The sequence below is a fragment of the Paenibacillus sp. FSL R10-2199 genome (genome assembly GCF_038000235.1).
In the GTDB taxonomy this organism is placed as follows: Bacteria; Bacillota; Bacilli; order Paenibacillales; family Paenibacillaceae; genus Paenibacillus_AQ; species Paenibacillus_AQ phytohabitans.
This window is the reverse complement of record NZ_JBBOBO010000001.1, coordinates 1655937-1674610: the sequence shown is the minus strand read 5'-3', so window position 1 is coordinate 1674610 and position 18674 is coordinate 1655937. Positions and strand designations below refer to the sequence as shown.

The 18674-nt window shown below is 52.3% G+C and carries 10 protein-coding genes, 1 tRNA gene and 3 rRNA genes; 3 read left to right on the top strand and 11 right to left on the bottom strand.

What is annotated here, in order from left to right:
- Nucleotides 1-24: 24 nt before the first annotated feature.
- From NYE33_RS07295 to NYE33_RS07270, 6 genes are all read right to left on the bottom strand, one after another.
- On the bottom strand, nucleotides 25-486 hold the full coding sequence (locus NYE33_RS07295; RefSeq protein ID WP_039298529.1) for a CtsR family transcriptional regulator: 462 nt from the start codon (nucleotides 484-486) through the stop codon (nucleotides 25-27).
- A gap of 363 nt (nucleotides 487-849) precedes the next feature.
- Nucleotides 850-2022 (bottom strand): GNAT family N-acetyltransferase, encoded by a 1173-nt coding sequence (locus NYE33_RS07290; protein WP_341065305.1) that lies wholly within the window; start codon nucleotides 2020-2022, stop codon nucleotides 850-852.
- A 434-nt stretch (nucleotides 2023-2456) separates the two neighbouring features.
- Nucleotides 2457-2573, bottom strand: a 5S ribosomal RNA gene (gene rrf / locus NYE33_RS07285).
- Nucleotides 2574-2700: 127 nt separating this feature from the next.
- Nucleotides 2701-5631: ribosomal RNA gene (locus NYE33_RS07280) — 23S ribosomal RNA — on the bottom strand.
- A 216-nt stretch (nucleotides 5632-5847) separates the two neighbouring features.
- Nucleotides 5848-5923: transfer RNA gene (locus NYE33_RS07275), tRNA-Ala, on the bottom strand.
- 102 nt (nucleotides 5924-6025) lie between these two features.
- Nucleotides 6026-7581, bottom strand: a 16S ribosomal RNA gene (locus tag NYE33_RS07270).
- The 16S, 23S and 5S rRNA genes sit together here with 1 tRNA gene alongside, the layout of an rRNA operon.
- A 402-nt stretch (nucleotides 7582-7983) precedes the next feature.
- Here NYE33_RS07270 and NYE33_RS07265 point away from each other — a divergent pair.
- Nucleotides 7984-9234, top strand: coding sequence for an MFS transporter (locus NYE33_RS07265; protein ID WP_341065304.1), 1251 nt, complete (start codon nucleotides 7984-7986; stop codon nucleotides 9232-9234).
- 6 nt (nucleotides 9235-9240) lie between these two features.
- Here NYE33_RS07265 and NYE33_RS07260 read toward each other — a convergent pair whose 3' ends face one another.
- The 4 genes from NYE33_RS07260 to NYE33_RS07245 all read right to left on the bottom strand — a co-directional run bounded on the left by NYE33_RS07260 (nucleotide 9241) and on the right by NYE33_RS07245 (nucleotide 13645).
- Nucleotides 9241-11088, bottom strand: coding sequence for a transglycosylase domain-containing protein (locus NYE33_RS07260; RefSeq protein ID WP_341065302.1), 1848 nt, complete (start codon nucleotides 11086-11088; stop codon nucleotides 9241-9243).
- Nucleotides 11085-11708, bottom strand: a complete 624-nt coding sequence (locus NYE33_RS07255) for a hypothetical protein (RefSeq protein WP_341065300.1) — start codon at nucleotides 11706-11708, stop codon at nucleotides 11085-11087. The genes NYE33_RS07260 and NYE33_RS07255 overlap by 4 nt, the downstream gene beginning before the upstream one ends.
- 104 nt (nucleotides 11709-11812) lie before the next feature.
- Nucleotides 11813-12919, bottom strand: a complete 1107-nt coding sequence (locus tag NYE33_RS07250) for a sensor histidine kinase (RefSeq protein ID WP_052422126.1) — start codon at nucleotides 12917-12919, stop codon at nucleotides 11813-11815.
- Nucleotides 12920-12937: 18 nt separating this feature from the next.
- Entirely contained in the window at nucleotides 12938-13645 is a 708-nt protein-coding gene (locus NYE33_RS07245) for a response regulator transcription factor (protein ID WP_076246555.1), read from the bottom strand.
- A gap of 177 nt (nucleotides 13646-13822) precedes the next feature.
- On the opposite strand from NYE33_RS07245, the gene NYE33_RS07240 reads away from it, so the two are divergent.
- On the top strand, nucleotides 13823-15097 hold the full coding sequence (locus NYE33_RS07240) for a molybdopterin-dependent oxidoreductase (protein WP_042140152.1): 1275 nt from the start codon (nucleotides 13823-13825) through the stop codon (nucleotides 15095-15097).
- Nucleotides 15098-15290: 193 nt separating this feature from the next.
- On the top strand, nucleotides 15291-16562 hold the full coding sequence (locus NYE33_RS07235) for an alkaline phosphatase (protein WP_341065296.1): 1272 nt from the start codon (nucleotides 15291-15293) through the stop codon (nucleotides 16560-16562).
- An 81-nt stretch (nucleotides 16563-16643) separates the two neighbouring features.
- On the opposite strand, the gene ligA is transcribed toward NYE33_RS07235, so the two are convergent.
- On the bottom strand, nucleotides 16644-18656 hold the full coding sequence (gene ligA, locus NYE33_RS07230) for an NAD-dependent DNA ligase LigA (RefSeq protein WP_042140154.1): 2013 nt from the start codon (nucleotides 18654-18656) through the stop codon (nucleotides 16644-16646).
- Nucleotides 18657-18674 lie beyond the last annotated feature (18 nt).

Below are 18674 nucleotides of genomic sequence, written 5' to 3'. Positions count from 1 at the left end.
TGTCCCTCCCTCACATTTTGACAATTATTTGCCTAACAAAGAGATTAGCATGGCCTTCATTAGCTTGGCACGAATCTCATCCCGGTACGGCAGATTAACCGTCAGGCATTCCCGGGAAACAGCGGACCGCATAAGACACGCTTCACGCTTGGAGAGAAAACGGGCCTCCTCCAGCTGATAAATCAGTCCTTCGGCGGAATTCTGGTCAATATCATTCCCTATTGTGGAGTTCAGATGTGCATACAGTGCCACATTCTGAGGCAGCTCGAAGCGCTGAATCCGGATATACCCTCCACCGCCGCGTTTGCTCTCCACTACATATCCCTTTTCCAAAGTAAAGCGTGTACTGATGACGTAATTGATCTGCGACGGCACACAGGAGAACTGGTCCGCCAGATCATTGCGCTGAATTTCCACCGTACCTTCGGGACTTTCATGCAAAATATTCTTCAGATATTGTTCAATAATATCGGAGATATTACGCATCACTCATCCTCCAGTGTGTAAGCCTTGGTTAAGCTTGTGCTGTATCAACGTCCGCCGTCCATACATAGCTCTAAAGAATTTAACCCGGGGACTGAAGTGCGAATCGGCTGCAATAGCCTTCGTACTGAGCCAGACCTCCAACTGTTACAATCCTAAGAACACTGCTGTCGAGCTCGCGTTGACTTTGACTTTCTTTGACTTTTTTCATATTATAACATATTCTCACTGAATTCCAAGGGGTTGCTCTTATTTTTTACTTTTTAGCCGCATTGTATTCCGAATAGCTTCACGGATCCCATTGCAAGGGGATATGTATTTTAGGCTCTCCTGCTTCTAATGTAAGCGGAAGAGCCTTCAGGTTTGTCAGAAAAAATCAAATAAAGCCGTTTGCGCCTGCGGGATCAGTTTCTCCAGCCAATCTACAGCTTCATGTGTACCGGATAACTGTCCATACCGGGCCATTTCAACTGGACGTCTGTATCCCATCAACAGTGCGGTAAGTGTACCAATACTGCATATAAGATCAGCGCTTGTTCTGTCCCCCTGGATCTGAGTAAATGATACCTCCCCATGTTCAGCTACTGTCCACCGCCACAGGCCGTTATTCCAGGGGGCATGCTCATCTTCAATATAAAGCAGCCGCTCCCGGATACCGCTCAGCGCATGGAAAGACAAATTCTCTATAAAGGCTTGGGCGTTGACAATGCGTGCCATGAAGTACGGATAATTCTCCTGGGCAATCCGCGGGTCGGGAAGCAAATACGGCAGAATGTCATCAGAGGGAACCAGCTTCAATGAAGCTCCGGTGATCATAGAGTCATGGTTAGCCAGAAATGTCCACAGCCCTTGCCGGGCCTTCTCATTCAGATAGACAAATTCATCGATGACCAGTTCTTTGTTCACTATTTTATACAGCACATACCCTTCCGGTTCACCCTGCTGCGAATAAAATACACACTGATGTGTATCTTCATCGAGTACTTTTTCCTTCCACCATTCCTCCGTACGCTGCAGTGTGCCGTTGTACCGGGCTGCAAATGAGACATACAGCTGTTGCAATACTTTAATATCAGCCGCCCCGCGCTTCACAGAGCCCTGTATTTCAGCCTTCCGCGGAAATTTATCCACAGGTATGTTGTATTTCTTATATTCACAATAGATCTCCCAGCCGAATTTCCGGTAAAAGGGGATTAAAAACGGGTGCAGAAAAGACAGTGTTTGCCCTGCTTCGTTCATGGTTTGCAGCGCATGGGTCAACAGCTTGGCCACATATCCCTGCCTGCGGTTCTCCGGCCACGTCGCTACGCCCGCAATTCCGCCCATAGATACGGGCTTGCCCTGTATGTATGCCTGAAGTGGAAGAAGTACCAGCTTGGCACTTAAACTTGGTCCTTCGAATACTCCCCATATTTGTTCCGGCTTGAACTTCTCTCTGGCGCGTTCCCTGTCTTCTCCTATCACCTTGTACTGAAAAGCATATTCTGACAAGCCTAAGCCTTCTTCAAAATCATCTGCGTGCAATTGCCTTATTTCCATGCTGCTCACCCCGTTAATGAATTTATAGAGATAGAGTCCAATGGTTGCTCAGATTGAGTATATCAAGCAAATTGTCCAGAAGCTAATGAGGTACAAAAATAGCCCGCGGACAAAAGTTATCCACAGGTTTTGAACAATAAAACAAAAAACCCGAAAGAGTTTCTTCCGGCAAAAATTAGTTATCCACGATTCATATTTATCTATCCACAAAATTCACTTTTTATCCACAAAAACAGTGGATTACTTAGGTTTTCTCTTGACTCATTCGCCTGAATATGCGTTTTAATCCACATTATCAGGGAAAAGACTTCTTCCTGAAATTGTATCCACATGTGCGTAAGTTTTCAGCAGTTACTGAAATTTATCCACAGCTTTTCCACAACCCTGCACAAACCAAAAAAGCCACTGTCGATTACTCAACAATGGCTTCATGTGCTTGGCAACGTCCTACTCTCCCAGGACCCTTCGGTCCAAGTACCATCGGCGCTGGAGGGCTTAACGGTCGTGTTCGGGATGGGTACGCGTGGAACCCCTCCGCTATCGCCACCAAACATGCGTCTGTGAAACAGACGCTGCCGCTTGAAATTCGGTTCATCACGGATGTGCGAATGAATTTCATGGCGTACAGGCTTGATCACCTGAAAACTGAATCCGAAACGAATCTGCGCTCTAAGAAATTTGGATAAGCCCTCGACCGATTAGTATTGGTCAGCTCCATGCATTGCTGCACTTCCACCTCCAACCTATCTACCTCGTCGTCTTCAAGGGGTCTTACTAATTGGGAAATCTCATCTTGAGGGGGGCTTCACGCTTAGATGCTTTCAGCGCTTATCCCGTCCGTACGTAGCTACTCAGCCATGCTCCTGGCGGAACAACTGATGCACCAGCGGTACGTCCATCCCGGTCCTCTCGTACTAAGGACAGCTCCTCTCAAATTTCCTGCGCCCACGACAGATAGGGACCGAACTGTCTCACGACGTTCTGAACCCAGCTCGCGTACCGCTTTAATGGGCGAACAGCCCAACCCTTGGGACCTACTTCAGCCCCAGGATGCGATGAGCCGACATCGAGGTGCCAAACCTCCCCGTCGATGTGGACTCTTGGGGGAGATAAGCCTGTTATCCCCAGGGTAGCTTTTATCCGTTGAGCGATGGCCCTTCCATGCGGTACCACCGGATCACTAAGTCCGACTTTCGTCCCTGCTCGACTTGTAGGTCTCGCAGTCAAGCTCCCTTATGCCTTTGCACTCTGCGAATGATTTCCAACCATTCTGAGGGAACCTTTGAACGCCTCCGTTACTCTTTAGGAGGCGACCGCCCCAGTCAAACTGCCCGCCTGACACGGTCCCCGTACCCGATTAGGGCACTAGGTTAGAACCTAGATACGATCAGGGTGGTATCCCAACGGCGCCTCCGCAGAAGCTTGCGCTCCTGCCTCAACGGCTCCCACCTATCCTGTACAGATCGTACCCAAATTCAATATCAAGCTGCAGTAAAGCTCCATGGGGTCTTTCCGTCTTGTCGCGGGTAACCTGCATCTTCACAGGTATTAAAATTTCACCGGATCTCTCGTTGAGACAGCGCCCAAGTCGTTACGCCATTCGTGCGGGTCAGAATTTACCTGACAAGGAATTTCGCTACCTTAGGACCGTTATAGTTACGGCCGCCGTTTACTGGGGCTTCGGTTCACAGCTTCGGGTTTAACCCCTAACCACTCCCCTTAACCTTCCAGCACCGGGCAGGCGTCAGCCCGTATACTTCGCCTTGCGGCTTCGCACAGACCTGTGTTTTTGCTAAACAGTCGCTTGGGCCTTTTCACTGCGGCCCCCTCGGGCTATTCACCCTACCGAGGCACCTCTTCTCCCGAAGTTACGAGGTCATTTTGCCGAGTTCCTTAACGAGAGTTCTTCCGCGCGCCTTAGAATTCTCTTCTCGCCTACCTGTGTCGGTTTGCGGTACGGGCACCTTCTCCTGGCTAGAGGCTTTTCTTGGCAGTGTGAGATCATGACCTTCGCTACTACAATTTTCGCTCCCCATCACAGCCCAGCCTTAGTGATGTGCGGATTTGCCTACACATCAGCCTCACTGCTTAGACGGACATATCCATCAGTCCGCGTCACTACCCTCCTGCGTCACCCCATCGCTCATAGCGGATTACGGTGGTACAGTAATTTCAAACTGTTGTCCTTCGACTACGCCTTTCGGCCTCGCCTTAGGTCCCGACTTACCCTGAGCGGACGAGCCTTCCTCAGGAAACCTTGGGCTTTCGGCGGATCAGATTCTCACTGATCTTTTCGTTACTCATACCGGCATTCTCACTTGTATGCTGTCCAGCGCTCCTTACGGTACACCTTCAACCTGCATACAACGCTCCCCTACCCCAGATGCAAAGCATCTAGCCATAGCTTCGGTGGTGTGTTTAGCCCCGTTACATTTTCGGCGCAGAGTCACTCGACCAGTGAGCTATTACGCACTCTTTCAATGGTGGCTGCTTCTAAGCCAACATCCTGGTTGTCTGTGCAACTCCACATCCTTTCCCACTTAACACACACTTGGGGACCTTAGCTGATGGTCTGGGCTGTTTCCCTTTTGACAATGGATCTTAGCACTCACTGTCTGACTCCCGGCAAGAAGTTAATGGCATTCGGAGTTTGACTGAGCTTGGTAACCCTTGCGGGCCCCGCACCCAATCAGTGCTCTACCTCCACCACTCCATTCACCGAGGCTAGCCCTAAAGCTATTTCGGGGAGAACCAGCTATCTCCGAGTTCGATTGGAATTTCTCCGCTACCCCCACCTCATCCCCGCATTTTTCAACATGCGTGGGTTCGGGCCTCCAGTGCGTGTTACCGCACCTTCACCCTGGACAGGGGTAGATCACACGGTTTCGGGTCTACGTCCACATACTTAGTCGCCCTATTCAGACTCGCTTTCGCTGCGGCTCCGGCTTCTCACCTTAACCTTGCATGTTAAACGTAACTCGCCGGTTCATTCTACAAAAGGCACGCCATCACCCATAGATCGGGCTCTGACTTTTTGTAAGCACACGGTTTCAGGTTCTATTTCACTCCCCTTCCGGGGTGCTTTTCACCTTTCCCTCACGGTACTGTTTCACTATCGGTCGCCAGGTAGTATTTAGCCTTAGCAGATGGTCCTGCTGGATTCATACGGGGTTTCACGTGCCCCGCACTACTCGGGATCCGTCTCGGAGAGAACACAGTTTAGGCTACAGGGCTTTTACCTCTATCGCGGGCCTTTCCAGACCTCTTCGCCTACCATATTCCTTTGTAACTCCATGTGAGACGTCCCACAACCCCAAGAGGCAAGCCCCTTGGTTTAGGCTGTTCCGCGTTCGCTCGCCGCTACTGACGGAATCACTATTGTTTTCTCTTCCTCAGGGTACTTAGATGTTTCAGTTCCCCTGGTCTGCCTCTGCGTATCCTATGTATTCAGATACGAGTAACTGCGAATTACCACAGCTGGGTTTCCCCATTCGGACACCCCCGGATCAAAGCTTGCTTACAGCTCCCCGAGGCAGTTTCGTTGTTCGCCACGTCCTTCGTCGGCTCCTGGCGCCTAGGCATCCTCCGTGTGCTCTTATTAGCTTAACCAATGCGTTTTCCGTTAGGAAAATCGCTGTAGCAACTAATAACTATTTCAACTTGCTTACACAAGTTTCAGCTAAAAGATGTTCTAAAACGCAAATTCGTTTCGGTATCCAGTTTTCAAGGATCAAGGTGCTGTAATCACGGGACAAACACGGTTGTGTTGTTCGAAATTACAGACGATATTAAAGTTTCTAGACATAACAAATTGATGAAGTTTGTTGGTGGAGCCAAGCGGGATCGAACCGCTGACCTCCTGCTTGCAAGGCAGGCGCTCTCCCAGCTGAGCTATGGCCCCGCAAATTCCATCAAAACCGAACAAATGGATACGCGTTAAGTATCTTTTGGAAGTAATACTTCCGATTTGAATGTTTCCGTTGCAGGAAACGATTCTCCATAGAAAGGAGGTGATCCAGCCGCACCTTCCGATACGGCTACCTTGTTACGACTTCACCCCAATCATCTACCCCACCTTCGGCGGCTGGCTCCCTTGCGGGTTACCCCACCGACTTCGGGTGTTGTAAACTCTCGTGGTGTGACGGGCGGTGTGTACAAGACCCGGGAACGTATTCACCGCGGCATGCTGATCCGCGATTACTAGCAATTCCGACTTCATGCAGGCGAGTTGCAGCCTGCAATCCGAACTGAGACCGGCTTTGCTGGGATTGGCTCCACCTCGCGGTTTCGCTTCCCGTTGTACCGGCCATTGTAGTACGTGTGTAGCCCAGGTCATAAGGGGCATGATGATTTGACGTCATCCCCACCTTCCTCCGGTTTGTCACCGGCAGTCACTCTAGAGTGCCCAGCTTCACCTGCTGGCAACTAAAGTCAAGGGTTGCGCTCGTTGCGGGACTTAACCCAACATCTCACGACACGAGCTGACGACAACCATGCACCACCTGTCTCCGATGCTCCGAAGAGGGGCACTATCTCTAATGCTTTCATCGGGATGTCAAGACCTGGTAAGGTTCTTCGCGTTGCTTCGAATTAAACCACATACTCCACTGCTTGTGCGGGTCCCCGTCAATTCCTTTGAGTTTCAGTCTTGCGACCGTACTCCCCAGGCGGAGTGCTTACTGTGTTAACTTCGGCACCAAGGGTATCGAAACCCCTAACACCTAGCACTCATCGTTTACGGCGTGGACTACCAGGGTATCTAATCCTGTTTGCTCCCCACGCTTTCGCGCCTCAGCGTCAGTTACAGCCCAGAAAGTCGCCTTCGCCACTGGTGTTCCTCCACATATCTACGCATTTCACCGCTACACGTGGAATTCCACTTTCCTCTTCTGTACTCAAGTCACCCAGTTTCCAGTGCGACCCCAGGTTGAGCCCAAGGTTTAAACACCAGACTTAAATGACCGCCTGCGCGCGCTTTACGCCCAATAATTCCGGACAACGCTTGCCCCCTACGTATTACCGCGGCTGCTGGCACGTAGTTAGCCGGGGCTTTCTTCTCAGGTACCGTCACTCCGGTAGCAGTTACTCTACCGGACGTTCTTCCCTGGCAACAGAGCTTTACGATCCGAAAACCTTCATCACTCACGCGGCATTGCTCCGTCAGGCTTTCGCCCATTGCGGAAGATTCCCTACTGCTGCCTCCCGTAGGAGTCTGGGCCGTGTCTCAGTCCCAGTGTGGCCGTTCACCCTCTCAGGTCGGCTACGCATCGTCGCCTTGGTGAGCCGTTACCCCACCAACTAGCTAATGCGCCGCAGGCCCATCCCCAAGTGGCAGATTGCTCCGCCTTTCATTCTCTCTTCAGGAGAGGAAAGAAATTATCCGGTATTAGCTACCGTTTCCGGTAGTTATCCCAGTCTTGAGGGCAGGTTGCCTACGTGTTACTCACCCGTCCGCCGCTAAGTTAATCCAGAGCAAGCTCCTTCATAACTCCGCTCGACTTGCATGTATTAGGCATGCCGCCAGCGTTCGTCCTGAGCCAGGATCAAACTCTCCAAATTGTATTTAGAAAGAGCGATTGCTCATTTTGAAACTGACGATTCATTAAATGAATCTTGTAAAAATTAACGCGTTCCATTTGTTCAGTTTTCAAAGAACTTGCTCCCGGCATTTCAACATTATGTATCTTGCACAGGAATTAGATCATATCATGTTTCTATATTTCATGTCAACTTATTTTCCCTTCGCCGCTTGTTTCAGCGTCGATGTCTCATAAGCACAAGAGATAATATATCATGCCGCCCAGATGTTTGCAAGCCTTTTTTATAAATAAAACCAGGAACGCATAATTACGCTCTATACCGCACAAATTGATTCCCATAATACATCGCTTATGGCTACAATAGGATTTATCTTCATCTTATAGATGCTCTTGCTAATTCCCGTCTCTGAAAGGAGTCCAAATGTCCAACAAGTCAATACCCGCTGCTCCTGCCACCGCTATTGAGGAATCCCGCAATTTGCAGCAGGCAACTATTTACCGGATTTTACTCGCAGTCAGTTTTGTTCATCTGTTCAATGATTCCATCCAGGCGCTTATTCCGGCGATGTTTCCTGTACTGAAGGATAACATGCTGCTCTCTTATGCCCAGATTGGCTGGATTGCATTCGCGCTTAACCTCACCTCCTCGGTGATTCAGCCCATTATCGGCTTTGCCGCTGACCGCAAACCCCGCCCAATTCTGCTTCCTCTGGGGATGTGCTGCACTTTTGCCGGCGTCTTCTTACTCGCTTTTGCCGGGAACTACGTACTTGTCATCGTATCCGTGATGCTCGTGGGCTTTGGTTCAGCCGCCTTTCATCCGGAAGGCATGCGTGTAGCCCATATGGCCGCCGGTCAACGGAAGGGGCTGTCGCAATCTATTTTCCAGGTGGGCGGCAACGCCGGTCAGTCCTTGGGTCCGCTTCTGATGAAATGGGTATTCATCCCCTTCGGGCAGATGGGGGCCCTCGGGTTCACCGTAATCGCCGCTGCCGGGATCGCCGTCCAGACTTATGTGGCCCGCTGGTACCGGGAAATGCTCGATGCCGGGTATACTTTTCGCAAAAAATCAGTGTCCCGCTCCATTGACCCCGCCCGCAGCAAACGTATTCTGATTACAACGGTCATTCTGGTCTTCATTGTGTTCGTGCGATCCTGGTACGGCGCCTCCATCGGCGGCTATTATGCCTTCTACTTAATGGACAAATACGGAATGACACTTGATGATGCCCAGATCTATATTTTCATGTACCTCGCGGCTGGTGCAGTCGGGACGTTCTTCGGGGGTCCGCTCGCCGACCGTTTCGGCCGCCGTAATCTCATCCTGGTCTCGATGATCGGGACGGTGCCGTTTGCGCTGGCTCTGCCTTTTGTGAATCAGTTCTGGGCGGCAGTGCTGCTGATCATCTCCGGGTTCATCCTATTATCCAGTTTCTCCGTAACTGTGATCTACGCGCAGATGCTGTATCCCGGCAATATCGGTACGGTCTCAGGTCTGATTACCGGACTTGCCTTCGGTCTTGGCGGTATAGGATCTGTCGTAATCGGACATTTAATTGATACGATCGGAATTGCGACGGTGTTCGTGGCATGCGGATTTCTCCCCCTGCTTGGTCTGCTTGCACTGCTTCTGCCCGGTGACAGGAAGCTTGAGGAATGGGCGTCAGAATAAGCAAATCTATTCAAAGCTTTTTGAGAGAACCCTTGAGAATAAAGCAGCCGCCAGCCCGCTTCCGGCAGTCATATAGTTGTCAGGGTCGGAGCGGTCAAAGCCCATCCATACCGCCGCTGTCCATCTAGGGGTATAACCGACGAACCATAAATCCCGGTTGGCCTTGCCGGGGACTCCCGGCAGATCCAGCTGTGTGGTTCCTGTCTTGCCGGCCACTGTAACGTTCATACGCGCCCGTCTGCCCGTTCCTTCACTCACCGCCTGACGGAGCATCCCGGTCATATCCGCTGCGGTGCGCGCCGAAATGACCTGCTGCGGCGCAGAGACATGCGCGTACACCTCCCGGCCCTGCGCATCCCTGATGCTGCGCACCAGATATGCCTTGTTAAGAATGCCTCCGTTCGCAAAGACGGTGTAAGCCTGGGCCATCGTAAGCGGAGAGACGCCGCTGCGCAGACCTCCAAGGGCAATAGCCAGATGATTGTCCTCTGCCGCGAGTTTCACCCCCAGCCTGGCGGCAAAGCTGCGGGCATAGCTGACCCCCACCTGCTGCAGCAACCATACCGCAGGGGCATTGATGGACTGCTGCAGGGCTACCCTCATGCTCACCTGCCCACGATATACTCCGTTCAGATTGGCGGGACTGTAGCTGCCATAGGCTGTTTTGACGTCAGGCAGGAGACTGTCCGGCGTATATTTGCCGCTCTCCAGCGCCGGCCCATAATCTATAATGGGCTTGAGCGCGGAGCCTGGCTGCCGGGAAGGGATTACAGCTCTGTTCAGATCGCCTGTACTCGGGTTTCGCCCGCCTAACAGCGCGGCCACTTCACCAGTCCGCTGGTCGATGATGACCATGGCTGCTTCGGCTCTCTGGTCTTTTCCATCCGGAGGGAACGCATCCTCCTGAGAGAATATGTGTTCCATGGCCCGCTGCGCCCCGATATTCATTCCCGTCACGAGAGTGTACCCGCCTGTGCGCAGCTCCTTTTGGGATAACCCGGTCTGCTGCATCGCTTCCTGAAGTGCCGCATCCATATAGGACGCCCCGACAACCTCAGTCTTAGCCCTAACTGGAGGCTGATAGGTGCTGTTCATTGCCGCCGTCATCTGATCCGTTGTTATCAGCTTGTGCTGCTGCATAATCCTCAGGACAAGATTCCGTCTGCTTGCTGACCGTTCAAGGTTGTCTGCCGGATTGTAAATGGACGGGCCTTTAGGAATAGCTGCCAGCGTCGCGATCTGCCCAATCCCCAGTTGCTTCAGGTCAGATATGCCAAAATAACGCTCCGCTGCAGACTTTACCCCATATTGCCCTTGCCCCATATAAATTTGGTTGAGATACAGCTGCAGAATCTCATCCTTCGATAACCGCCTCTCCAGCGCCAGCGCTATCGAAGCCTCATTCAGCTTGCGCAGCAGATTCTGCCCCCGGTTCAGATACAATCCCCGTGCCAACTGCTGGGTGATGCTGCTTCCGCCTTCGGATACCCCCATCCGTACCGTATTGTTCACCAATGCGCGGGCTATTCCCTGGTAGTCCAGACCCTCATGGCTGTAAAAACGGCGGTCCTCGACAGCAATAAAAGTATCTATGAGCAGCTGCGGCATCTCTCCAAGTCCGGCATTGGTCCGATAGCCTGTTTCAGGCAGCGGTATTCTCCGCAACACAGTTCCGTCTGAGGCCATAATGACGCTCGATTCCGGTAAAATCAGTTTCTCCGGATAACGGTCCAGCATCAGTCCCCCATACTGAAAAATATAGATAAGTCCCGCCAGCATTGGTATGGTTAGGATGAACGCCAGATCAAAACCGGCATAGCAAATACGCAGCAGTTGCTTCCGTCCTGTTCTCATACCTGCCGTATCCATCTCTCCATAGTCTTCTCCAGTCCCTGCGCCTCGAGCCTGGCAATCTCCAGCTGCTGCAGAACCGCACCCGGTATGCTACAGCCCGCCTCCCCTGACTCCGCTTCTGCCTGTCCCAGCATGCGGATCAGCGTCCGTGTCCGCAGAATAAGCGCCATGGACTCCTGCGGGTCCGGCGCCGGTATTTGCATAGCGGAGGCCGCCGCCGGCCGCAACCCGGCCTGATGAATCCGGCGCAGACTGGCGGCCAGCCGGCTGAATTCCCCGCCGGATTGCACCTCAAGGTCCGCAAGCTCACAGGAGCCGCGGGCCGCCAGCTGTTCTGCGGCTCGCAGCAGCGCCGTGGTATCGTTGGCTGCTTTTTGCGAACGGAGCAGGAACAGCCCTGCACATACAGCGGTGAACATCATGACAGCCGCCGGTCTTGCGCCGATATGATTCATTATCCAATGCGTGAAACGGACAAACAGCGCCGCCGAATCAGGCGTATACCGGGAGTAGAGCATAGCAAACAGCCCCCGCATAGCCAGTAGCAGCCCTGCACTAAGCAGGGCGCTACCGCAGAACATGTAGAGGTAAAGTGAGCGTATCGTGTGTATTTTTGACATCAGCCAATTCCTCCTGCCTTCCCGGGTTTCATCCCCATAGCACAAGGATATCGGCTAAATCTTAAGAATTACCGCTGCCACTTCTTAAGAAACGCTGAAGATTGTTAAGAAGTCACCGGAAACCGGGTAATAAAGTCCGTCCGGGAACTGCTGCTGCGGGCCGTGATCTCTCCATGATGCCGTTCCACAACCCCCTTGGCAATCGCCAGCCCCAACCCCGATCCCCCGGTGACCTGCGATCTGGAGCGCTCCGCCCGGTAGAACCGTTCAAAAATATGCGGGAGATCCCCTTCCGCGATCATCTCGCCGAAATTACTGATCCGCACGAGCGCATCGTCTCCTTCACGGCTCAGCCCGATCTCCAGCCGCTTCCCGTCCTTGCCGTACCGGATCGCATTGGCAATCAGATTCTCGTAAGCGCGCACCAGTTCATAAGGAGCCGCTTCAATCCACAGCGATTCGGTATCATCGTACAATTCATAAGTCATGCCTGCACGGGCCAGAGCCGGAACGGATTCTTCCGCAAGCTGGCGCATAAAGGCCTTGAGATCGAGCCGTTCCAGCACAAGCGGCAGTCTGCTGCTGTTAACCCGTGTGTATTCAAACAGGTCGTCAATCAGTTTGCGCAGCACTAATGCTTTCTGATAGGCAATCCCTACGTAGTAGCGTATCTCCGTCTCTTCCCGGCAGCGGTCCTGCTCAATATACTCCAAGAAGCCAAGCACCGATGTCAGCGGGGTGCGAAGATCATGCGATACGCCGGTAATCAGCTCGTTTTTGGACTCAACAGCCTTGCGCTCTTCCAGCAGCGAACGCTGCAGCCGCTCAGACATAATGTTGATGTTCTCCGCAAGCACCCCCAGCTCGTCCGCCGTACGAACCTCGATCCGGTGCGATTCATCAAGCTTCGTAATCTGCTGGATACCTCTGGTGATCTCTTCGAGGTAGGAGACGATTTTACGCGTGTAGATGAAGAAGAAGATCAGGAAGCTGGCGATCCCGACAGCAGTCATCAGCGGCGCCGAACCGATATGGTTGATAATCCATTTCAGAATACGAGAGTACGGTGCGGAGGGCTCCGCCGGATTCAGATAGATCATGGAATTGACCAGCCGATAGCCACCCAAAAGCAGCACTGCCCCCGACATAATACTCAGTACAAAGGCCCAGATGAACTTCCAGCGGATGGTACTGATATATTTGGTATTCACTACGTTTCACCTCAGCTTTCAGGACGGATGATCCAGCTTGTAGCCAATGCCCCACACGGTCTGCACATAACGGGGCTGCTTGGCGTCCAGCTCGATTTTGTCACGGATATTGCGGACATGCACCATCACGGTGTTGCCCCCATCCAGAAAAGGCTCATTCCACACCTTCAGGTAAATCTGCTCCATACTGAGCACCTGTCCCTGATGCCGCGCCAGCAGTTCCAGGATAGAAAACTCGCGGGGCGTCAGCTTTACCTTGCGGTTGTCCACGCTCACCTCATGCCGAAGCGTATCTATCAGCAAATCTTCAAAGACCAGTTCATGCTCATTCGTTCTGGCAGGAGCGTCCCGATTCAATTTATGGTAACGGCGCAGCTGCGATTTGACCCGCGCCACAAGCTCCAGCGGATTAAACGGCTTGCCTACATAATCGTCGGCACCGATGCTGAGTCCAAGAATTTTGTCCATATCCGCATTCTTGGCGGAGAGCATAATAATCGGCATGTTCCGTTCCTCACGGATCTTCATGCAGGCGGCAATCCCGTCCATGCGGGGCATCATCACATCGAGTATAATGAGATCCACCTCCTCTTTGCCAAGGCACTCCAGCGCCTCCATTCCGTCAAAAGCCTTAAGCAGCCGGTATCCCTCATTACTAAGATAGATATCCAGCAGCTCCACAATCTCCACTTCATCATCCACCAGCAGAATCGTTTCTTGGTTCACGGGTACTTGATCCTTTCCAGAGCTCTTTCCATTAGTCTATAAGATAAAGTTCAGGAAAGGCAACCACTCTGTCCAGCCTGGCTGGGGAACATTATTCAACAGGCTTTTTTTGCGGTACAATTAGTTTAAACTTGAATTATCTATTGTCAGGCTGGAAGCTCCGAAGGAGGTAGGCAATTGAAGAATATACTTACGAAAATCCGCAAAGGGTATGGTAAAAAGCTAGTATCCATTCACATGTGGAATGCCTGGCTGGTCTTGTTCCTCGCGCTCAGCGGCCTGATGCTGGTGGGCGGTTTCTGGAGGGAGATGCTGGGCGAAGGCAGAGTGTGGCTGAAATGGGGCCATATTGTGTTTGGACTGGCGCTGCTGATCCCTGTCGTCTATTATCTGCTGCTGGCTGCGAAGCATTGGAAGCGATTGAAGGGCAAAACGGGTCAAAAGGCTAATGTCATCTTCGTGCTCACTCTTCTGATCGGCTGGCTGGTCTCCGGAGTTGTCCTGTGGCAATTCAGACTTGCCGGGCCCAGAGCGGCTAACAGTGCGCTGTTCGTTCATGATCTGCTGACCTGGGTAGGACTCCCGGTGATCATCTACCATTCCGTTACCCGGGTTAAATGGCTGAAGGAGCCTAAGAAGCGCTCTATCATAGCGGAGACGTTACCTGTAGAGAGTAATACTGAACCTACTGTACGGCCACGACCCGCAGCTTCGTCAGAAGCTCAACCTATGTACACACGCCGAGGTTTCATCAAAGTAGCTGTAGGAGCAGGTCTCGCCGTAACGCTCGGCCCAACCTTTGTACGCTGGATCGGCAAATCCCTGCAGCTTCCGGGTACAGCCGATTATGCGGCCTCCAATGCCAATGCCCTGATTCCCGATCCGGTTCCGCTGGCGGAATCAGCCCCTCCCATCGGCGGGGGAGCCGAAGGCAGCTTTCGTGTATACACCGTCACTGACATTCCCGCCTTCGATAACTCCAACTGGTCTTTTACAATCGACGGTCTGGTGGACAAAAAGTTCACCTGGAGCTGGGAAGAATTCGTCAAGCTGCAGCGCGAGGTGCAGGTCAGTGATTTTCACTGTGTAACCGGCTGGTCGGTCTATAAAAACACATGGGAGGGTCTTCCACTCTATAAGCTGCTGGATATGGCCGGTGTGCAGGATGAAGCTGTCACGGTCAAGCTCTACTCGGGAGACGGTGTCTACACGGACTCTCTAACGCTGGCTCAAGCGCGGATGGAGGATATCATGGTGGCTGTAATGCATGACGGCAAACCTATCCCTAATCAGCTCGGAGGGCCTGTACGCCTGGTTACTCCGCAAATGTATGCCTACAAGTCAGTTAAATGGCTGAACCGCATCGAATTGATCGCAGGTGATCATGTCGGCTATTGGGAACAGCGCGGGTATGACATTGATGCCTGGCTGCCTAACGCCAAGCGGGTATAACTTCTCCATTCTACTCTATATATGCTGTAACTTAAGGCTACTCTTAATCTCTCGCTTCCCTTGTTCAGGGACGGGAGATTTTTATTTTATAGAAACAGCCTCATCTTTACATTAAATGTATATTTGAGTAACACTCTCTTAATGAATGCTCTCTAGTATAAGGGAGTAAACCAAAGATTATAGGAGGGTAAATATGAAATCAGCTAAAAAGTATGGAGTGAAGACCGCTTTTGCCGCAACTGCAGCCGCTGCGCTGCTCGTCTCAGGTGTAGTCACCACAGGATCTTCAAGCAATCAGGCCGACGCGGCAACCTCCAAAACCAAAAATGTAATTCTATTCGTCGGCGACGGCATGGGGACTGCTCAGCGTAATGCCATCCGGTTAGCCACTGTAGGTGAAAAAGGCAACCTTGCTATGGACTCGATGCCATACGTCGGCCTGATTCATACAAGCTCCACGGTTCCGGTAACGGACTCTGCGGCATCCGCAACAGCCTACGCAAGCGGTGTGAAGACTTATAACGGGGCCATCGGCATGGATGCCGACAAGAAATCGGTTGCGACTCTTATGGAATATGCCAAAAAAGCGGGTAAGTCCACCGGAGTGGTGACGACGAGCCAGGTTACTGACGCTACAGGAGCTGCTTTTGGCGCACATGTGGAAGACCGTTCCAAGCAGAGCGATATCGCACTCCAGCTGCTGACCAAGAGCAAGGTAGATGTGCTACTCGGCGGAGGGGAGGATTTCTGGTATCCGGCCGGACAGCCCGGCAAATTCCCGGACGAGCCTGCTGAAGATCCTTCCGAGAAGAGCAAGGGAACCCAGGGGAATCTGGTAGAAAAAGCGAAACAGCTGGGCTACAGCTATGTCTCCACTAAGACTGATCTGCAGAAGGCTAAGGGCAGCAAGCTGCTGGGGCTTTTCGCCAATGAAGAAATGTTCCAGCAGAATGAAGAAGGCAAAGGGGATATCTATAAGCCTGTAGTCTCCCTGGCTGAGATGACGAAGAAAGCGATCGATACGCTGGACGCCAACTCCAAAGGATTCTTCCTGATGGTTGAAGAAGAAGGCACGGACGAGTTCGCCCACAAAAACAACGCCAAAATGACGATCAAATCCGGCCAGGAGCTGGACAAATCCGTTCAGGTGGCTAAAGACTATGCGAAGAAAAACCCTGATACCCTGGTACTTGTACTGGCTGACCATGAAACGGGCGGATTCTCGATTGAAGCGGTGGATGCAGAGGATGAGAGCGGAGATGCTATTTCTCAGGAAGATGGCCCTTTCGCTATTGCCAACTCCAAGCTTAACTTTGTAGTCGACTGGACGACTTCGGGACATACTGCTGTTGATATTCCGGTTACGGCTATGGGCAAGAACGCTCAGCTATTCACTGGCGTCTATGAGAACACTCTTATATTTGATAAGCTTCTGCAGTCGATGGGGCTGAACGCGGCGAAATAATGCAGGCATAGTCTATATTTGAGATAAAAAAAGTCCCGGTGTCGTTCGCTAAGTGCGAGGACACCGGGATTTTGTGCATGCTTAGCTTTCCAGAAGCCGAATCAGTTCGTCTTCATCTTCAATGACCTGAATGCCGAGTTGCTGCGCTTTGGCCAGCTTACTGCCTGCCTTCTCACCGGCAATGACCAGATCGGTCTTCTTGGAGACACTGCCGGACACCTTAGCTCCGAGAGCCTCCAGACGCTCAGCCGCTTCCTCGCGGGTCATTTTCTGCAGGGAACCGGTCAGGACAACGGTTTTGCCGCTAAAGAAAGTATTGGTACTGACTACACGCGGAGCTTCGGGTGCCTTAGCCTCTACACCCAGTGCCAGCATGCGGTTAATGCTTACAACCACGAACGGGTCGGCAAAATAATTCACGATGCTCTCAGCCACAATCCCGCCGATATCCGGCAGACCGGCCAGCTCCTCCGCCGTAGCGGACATTACAGCGTCCAGACTGCGGTAGTGGTCAGCCAGCATTCGGGTGGTTGCTTTTCCGGTATTCGGGATACCGAGGGCATATAAGAAGGAGGCGAGGTCCCGCCCTTTGCTCTCTTCCAGTGCTTGGAGCAGATTATCCGCCTTCTTCTCCCCGAAACGGTCCAGCTTCACGAGCTGCTCGAAGGTCAATTCATAGAGATCGGCCGGCTCACGTACACTAAGCTCTTCATGCAGCTGAGCAGCCGTCTTCTCACTGAATGTCTCAATGTCCATGGCATCTCTAGAGGCAAAATGCGTAATCCGGCTGACAATCTGCGGCTTGCAGTCCAGCTTGTTATTACAGAACAGATGTGCACCGCGCATCTCCAGCGGGAAGCCGCAGGCCGGACAATTCTCAGGGAAAATAATCTCCCCGCCGTCACTCTCTTCGGTCACCTTTCCCAGAATCTCCGGGATTACATCATTGGAGCGGCGGATGAACACCCGTGTGCCCAGTGCAAACTTCAGATTCTTCCGTTCAATGTCGCCCACGTTGTTAAGTGTGCAATTCTGCACCGTAACACCGGCCAGCTCCACAGCCTCTACGCGCGCCAGCGGAGTTACTTTGCCTGTACGGCCTACGTTCCAGCTGACCGACTCCAGAATCGTCGTGGTTTCTTCCGCCTCGAATTTATAGGCAACCGCCCAGCGGGGAAACTTATCCGTATAGCCCAGCGCTTCGCGGATCCGGAAATCTGTCACCTTGATGACTGCCCCGTCAATCAGATAATCGAGGCCGGAACGGCTCTCTTCGATCTCAGCCAGCTGCTCGGTAACGTCATCGAAATTACTGAAGTAATTGAGATACGGGTTGACCTTGAACCGGTTGCTGCGCAGGAAATCCATCATTTCCTGATGATCGGCAAACTGTACGCCCTCCGAGTACCCCACATTATAAAAGAAGGCATTCAGTCTGCGGTCTGCAGTCATCTTAGGATTCAGGTTGCGCAGCGCACCGGCTGCACCGTTGCGCGCATTCTTGAGCGGCTCCGCCGCACGTGTATTATAGTCAGCCAGTACAGACAGGTTCATGATCCCCTCGCCCTGCACTTCGATCAGGCCTTCCTTGAACGGGATGTTCAAAGGAACGGATTTGATCGTCTTCACCTGGGCAAGGATACCTTCGCCTGTTACGCCGTTGCCCCGTGTTGCTGCCTGGACAAGTACGCCGTCACGGTAGGTCAGGTTCAGCGTTAAGCCGTCAAACTTCAGCTCCACCGCATAACACGGGTCAGGCAGAGGATTCTCCGGATTCTTGGTGTTGTAGTCATTCACCAGCTTCAGCACACGGGCGTTCCAGGTGCGCAGCTGTTCAATATTCTGCGCCTTGTCGAGACTCCACAGTGGTGCCAGATGGCGGTGTGGCGTGAAGCCCTTCAGCAGTTCCCCGCCCACCCGCTGGGTTGGAGAATGCGGCAGTACAATTCCGCTCTCCGCTTCCAGCGCCACCAGCTTGTCATAGAGCGCATCATATTCCTTGTCGCTGATCTGCGGCGCATCCATTGTATAGTAATGATAGTTATATTGATTCAGCTCGGCTACGAGCTCTTCCATCGTGAACATAATATCCATCCGGCACATCCCTCCGTC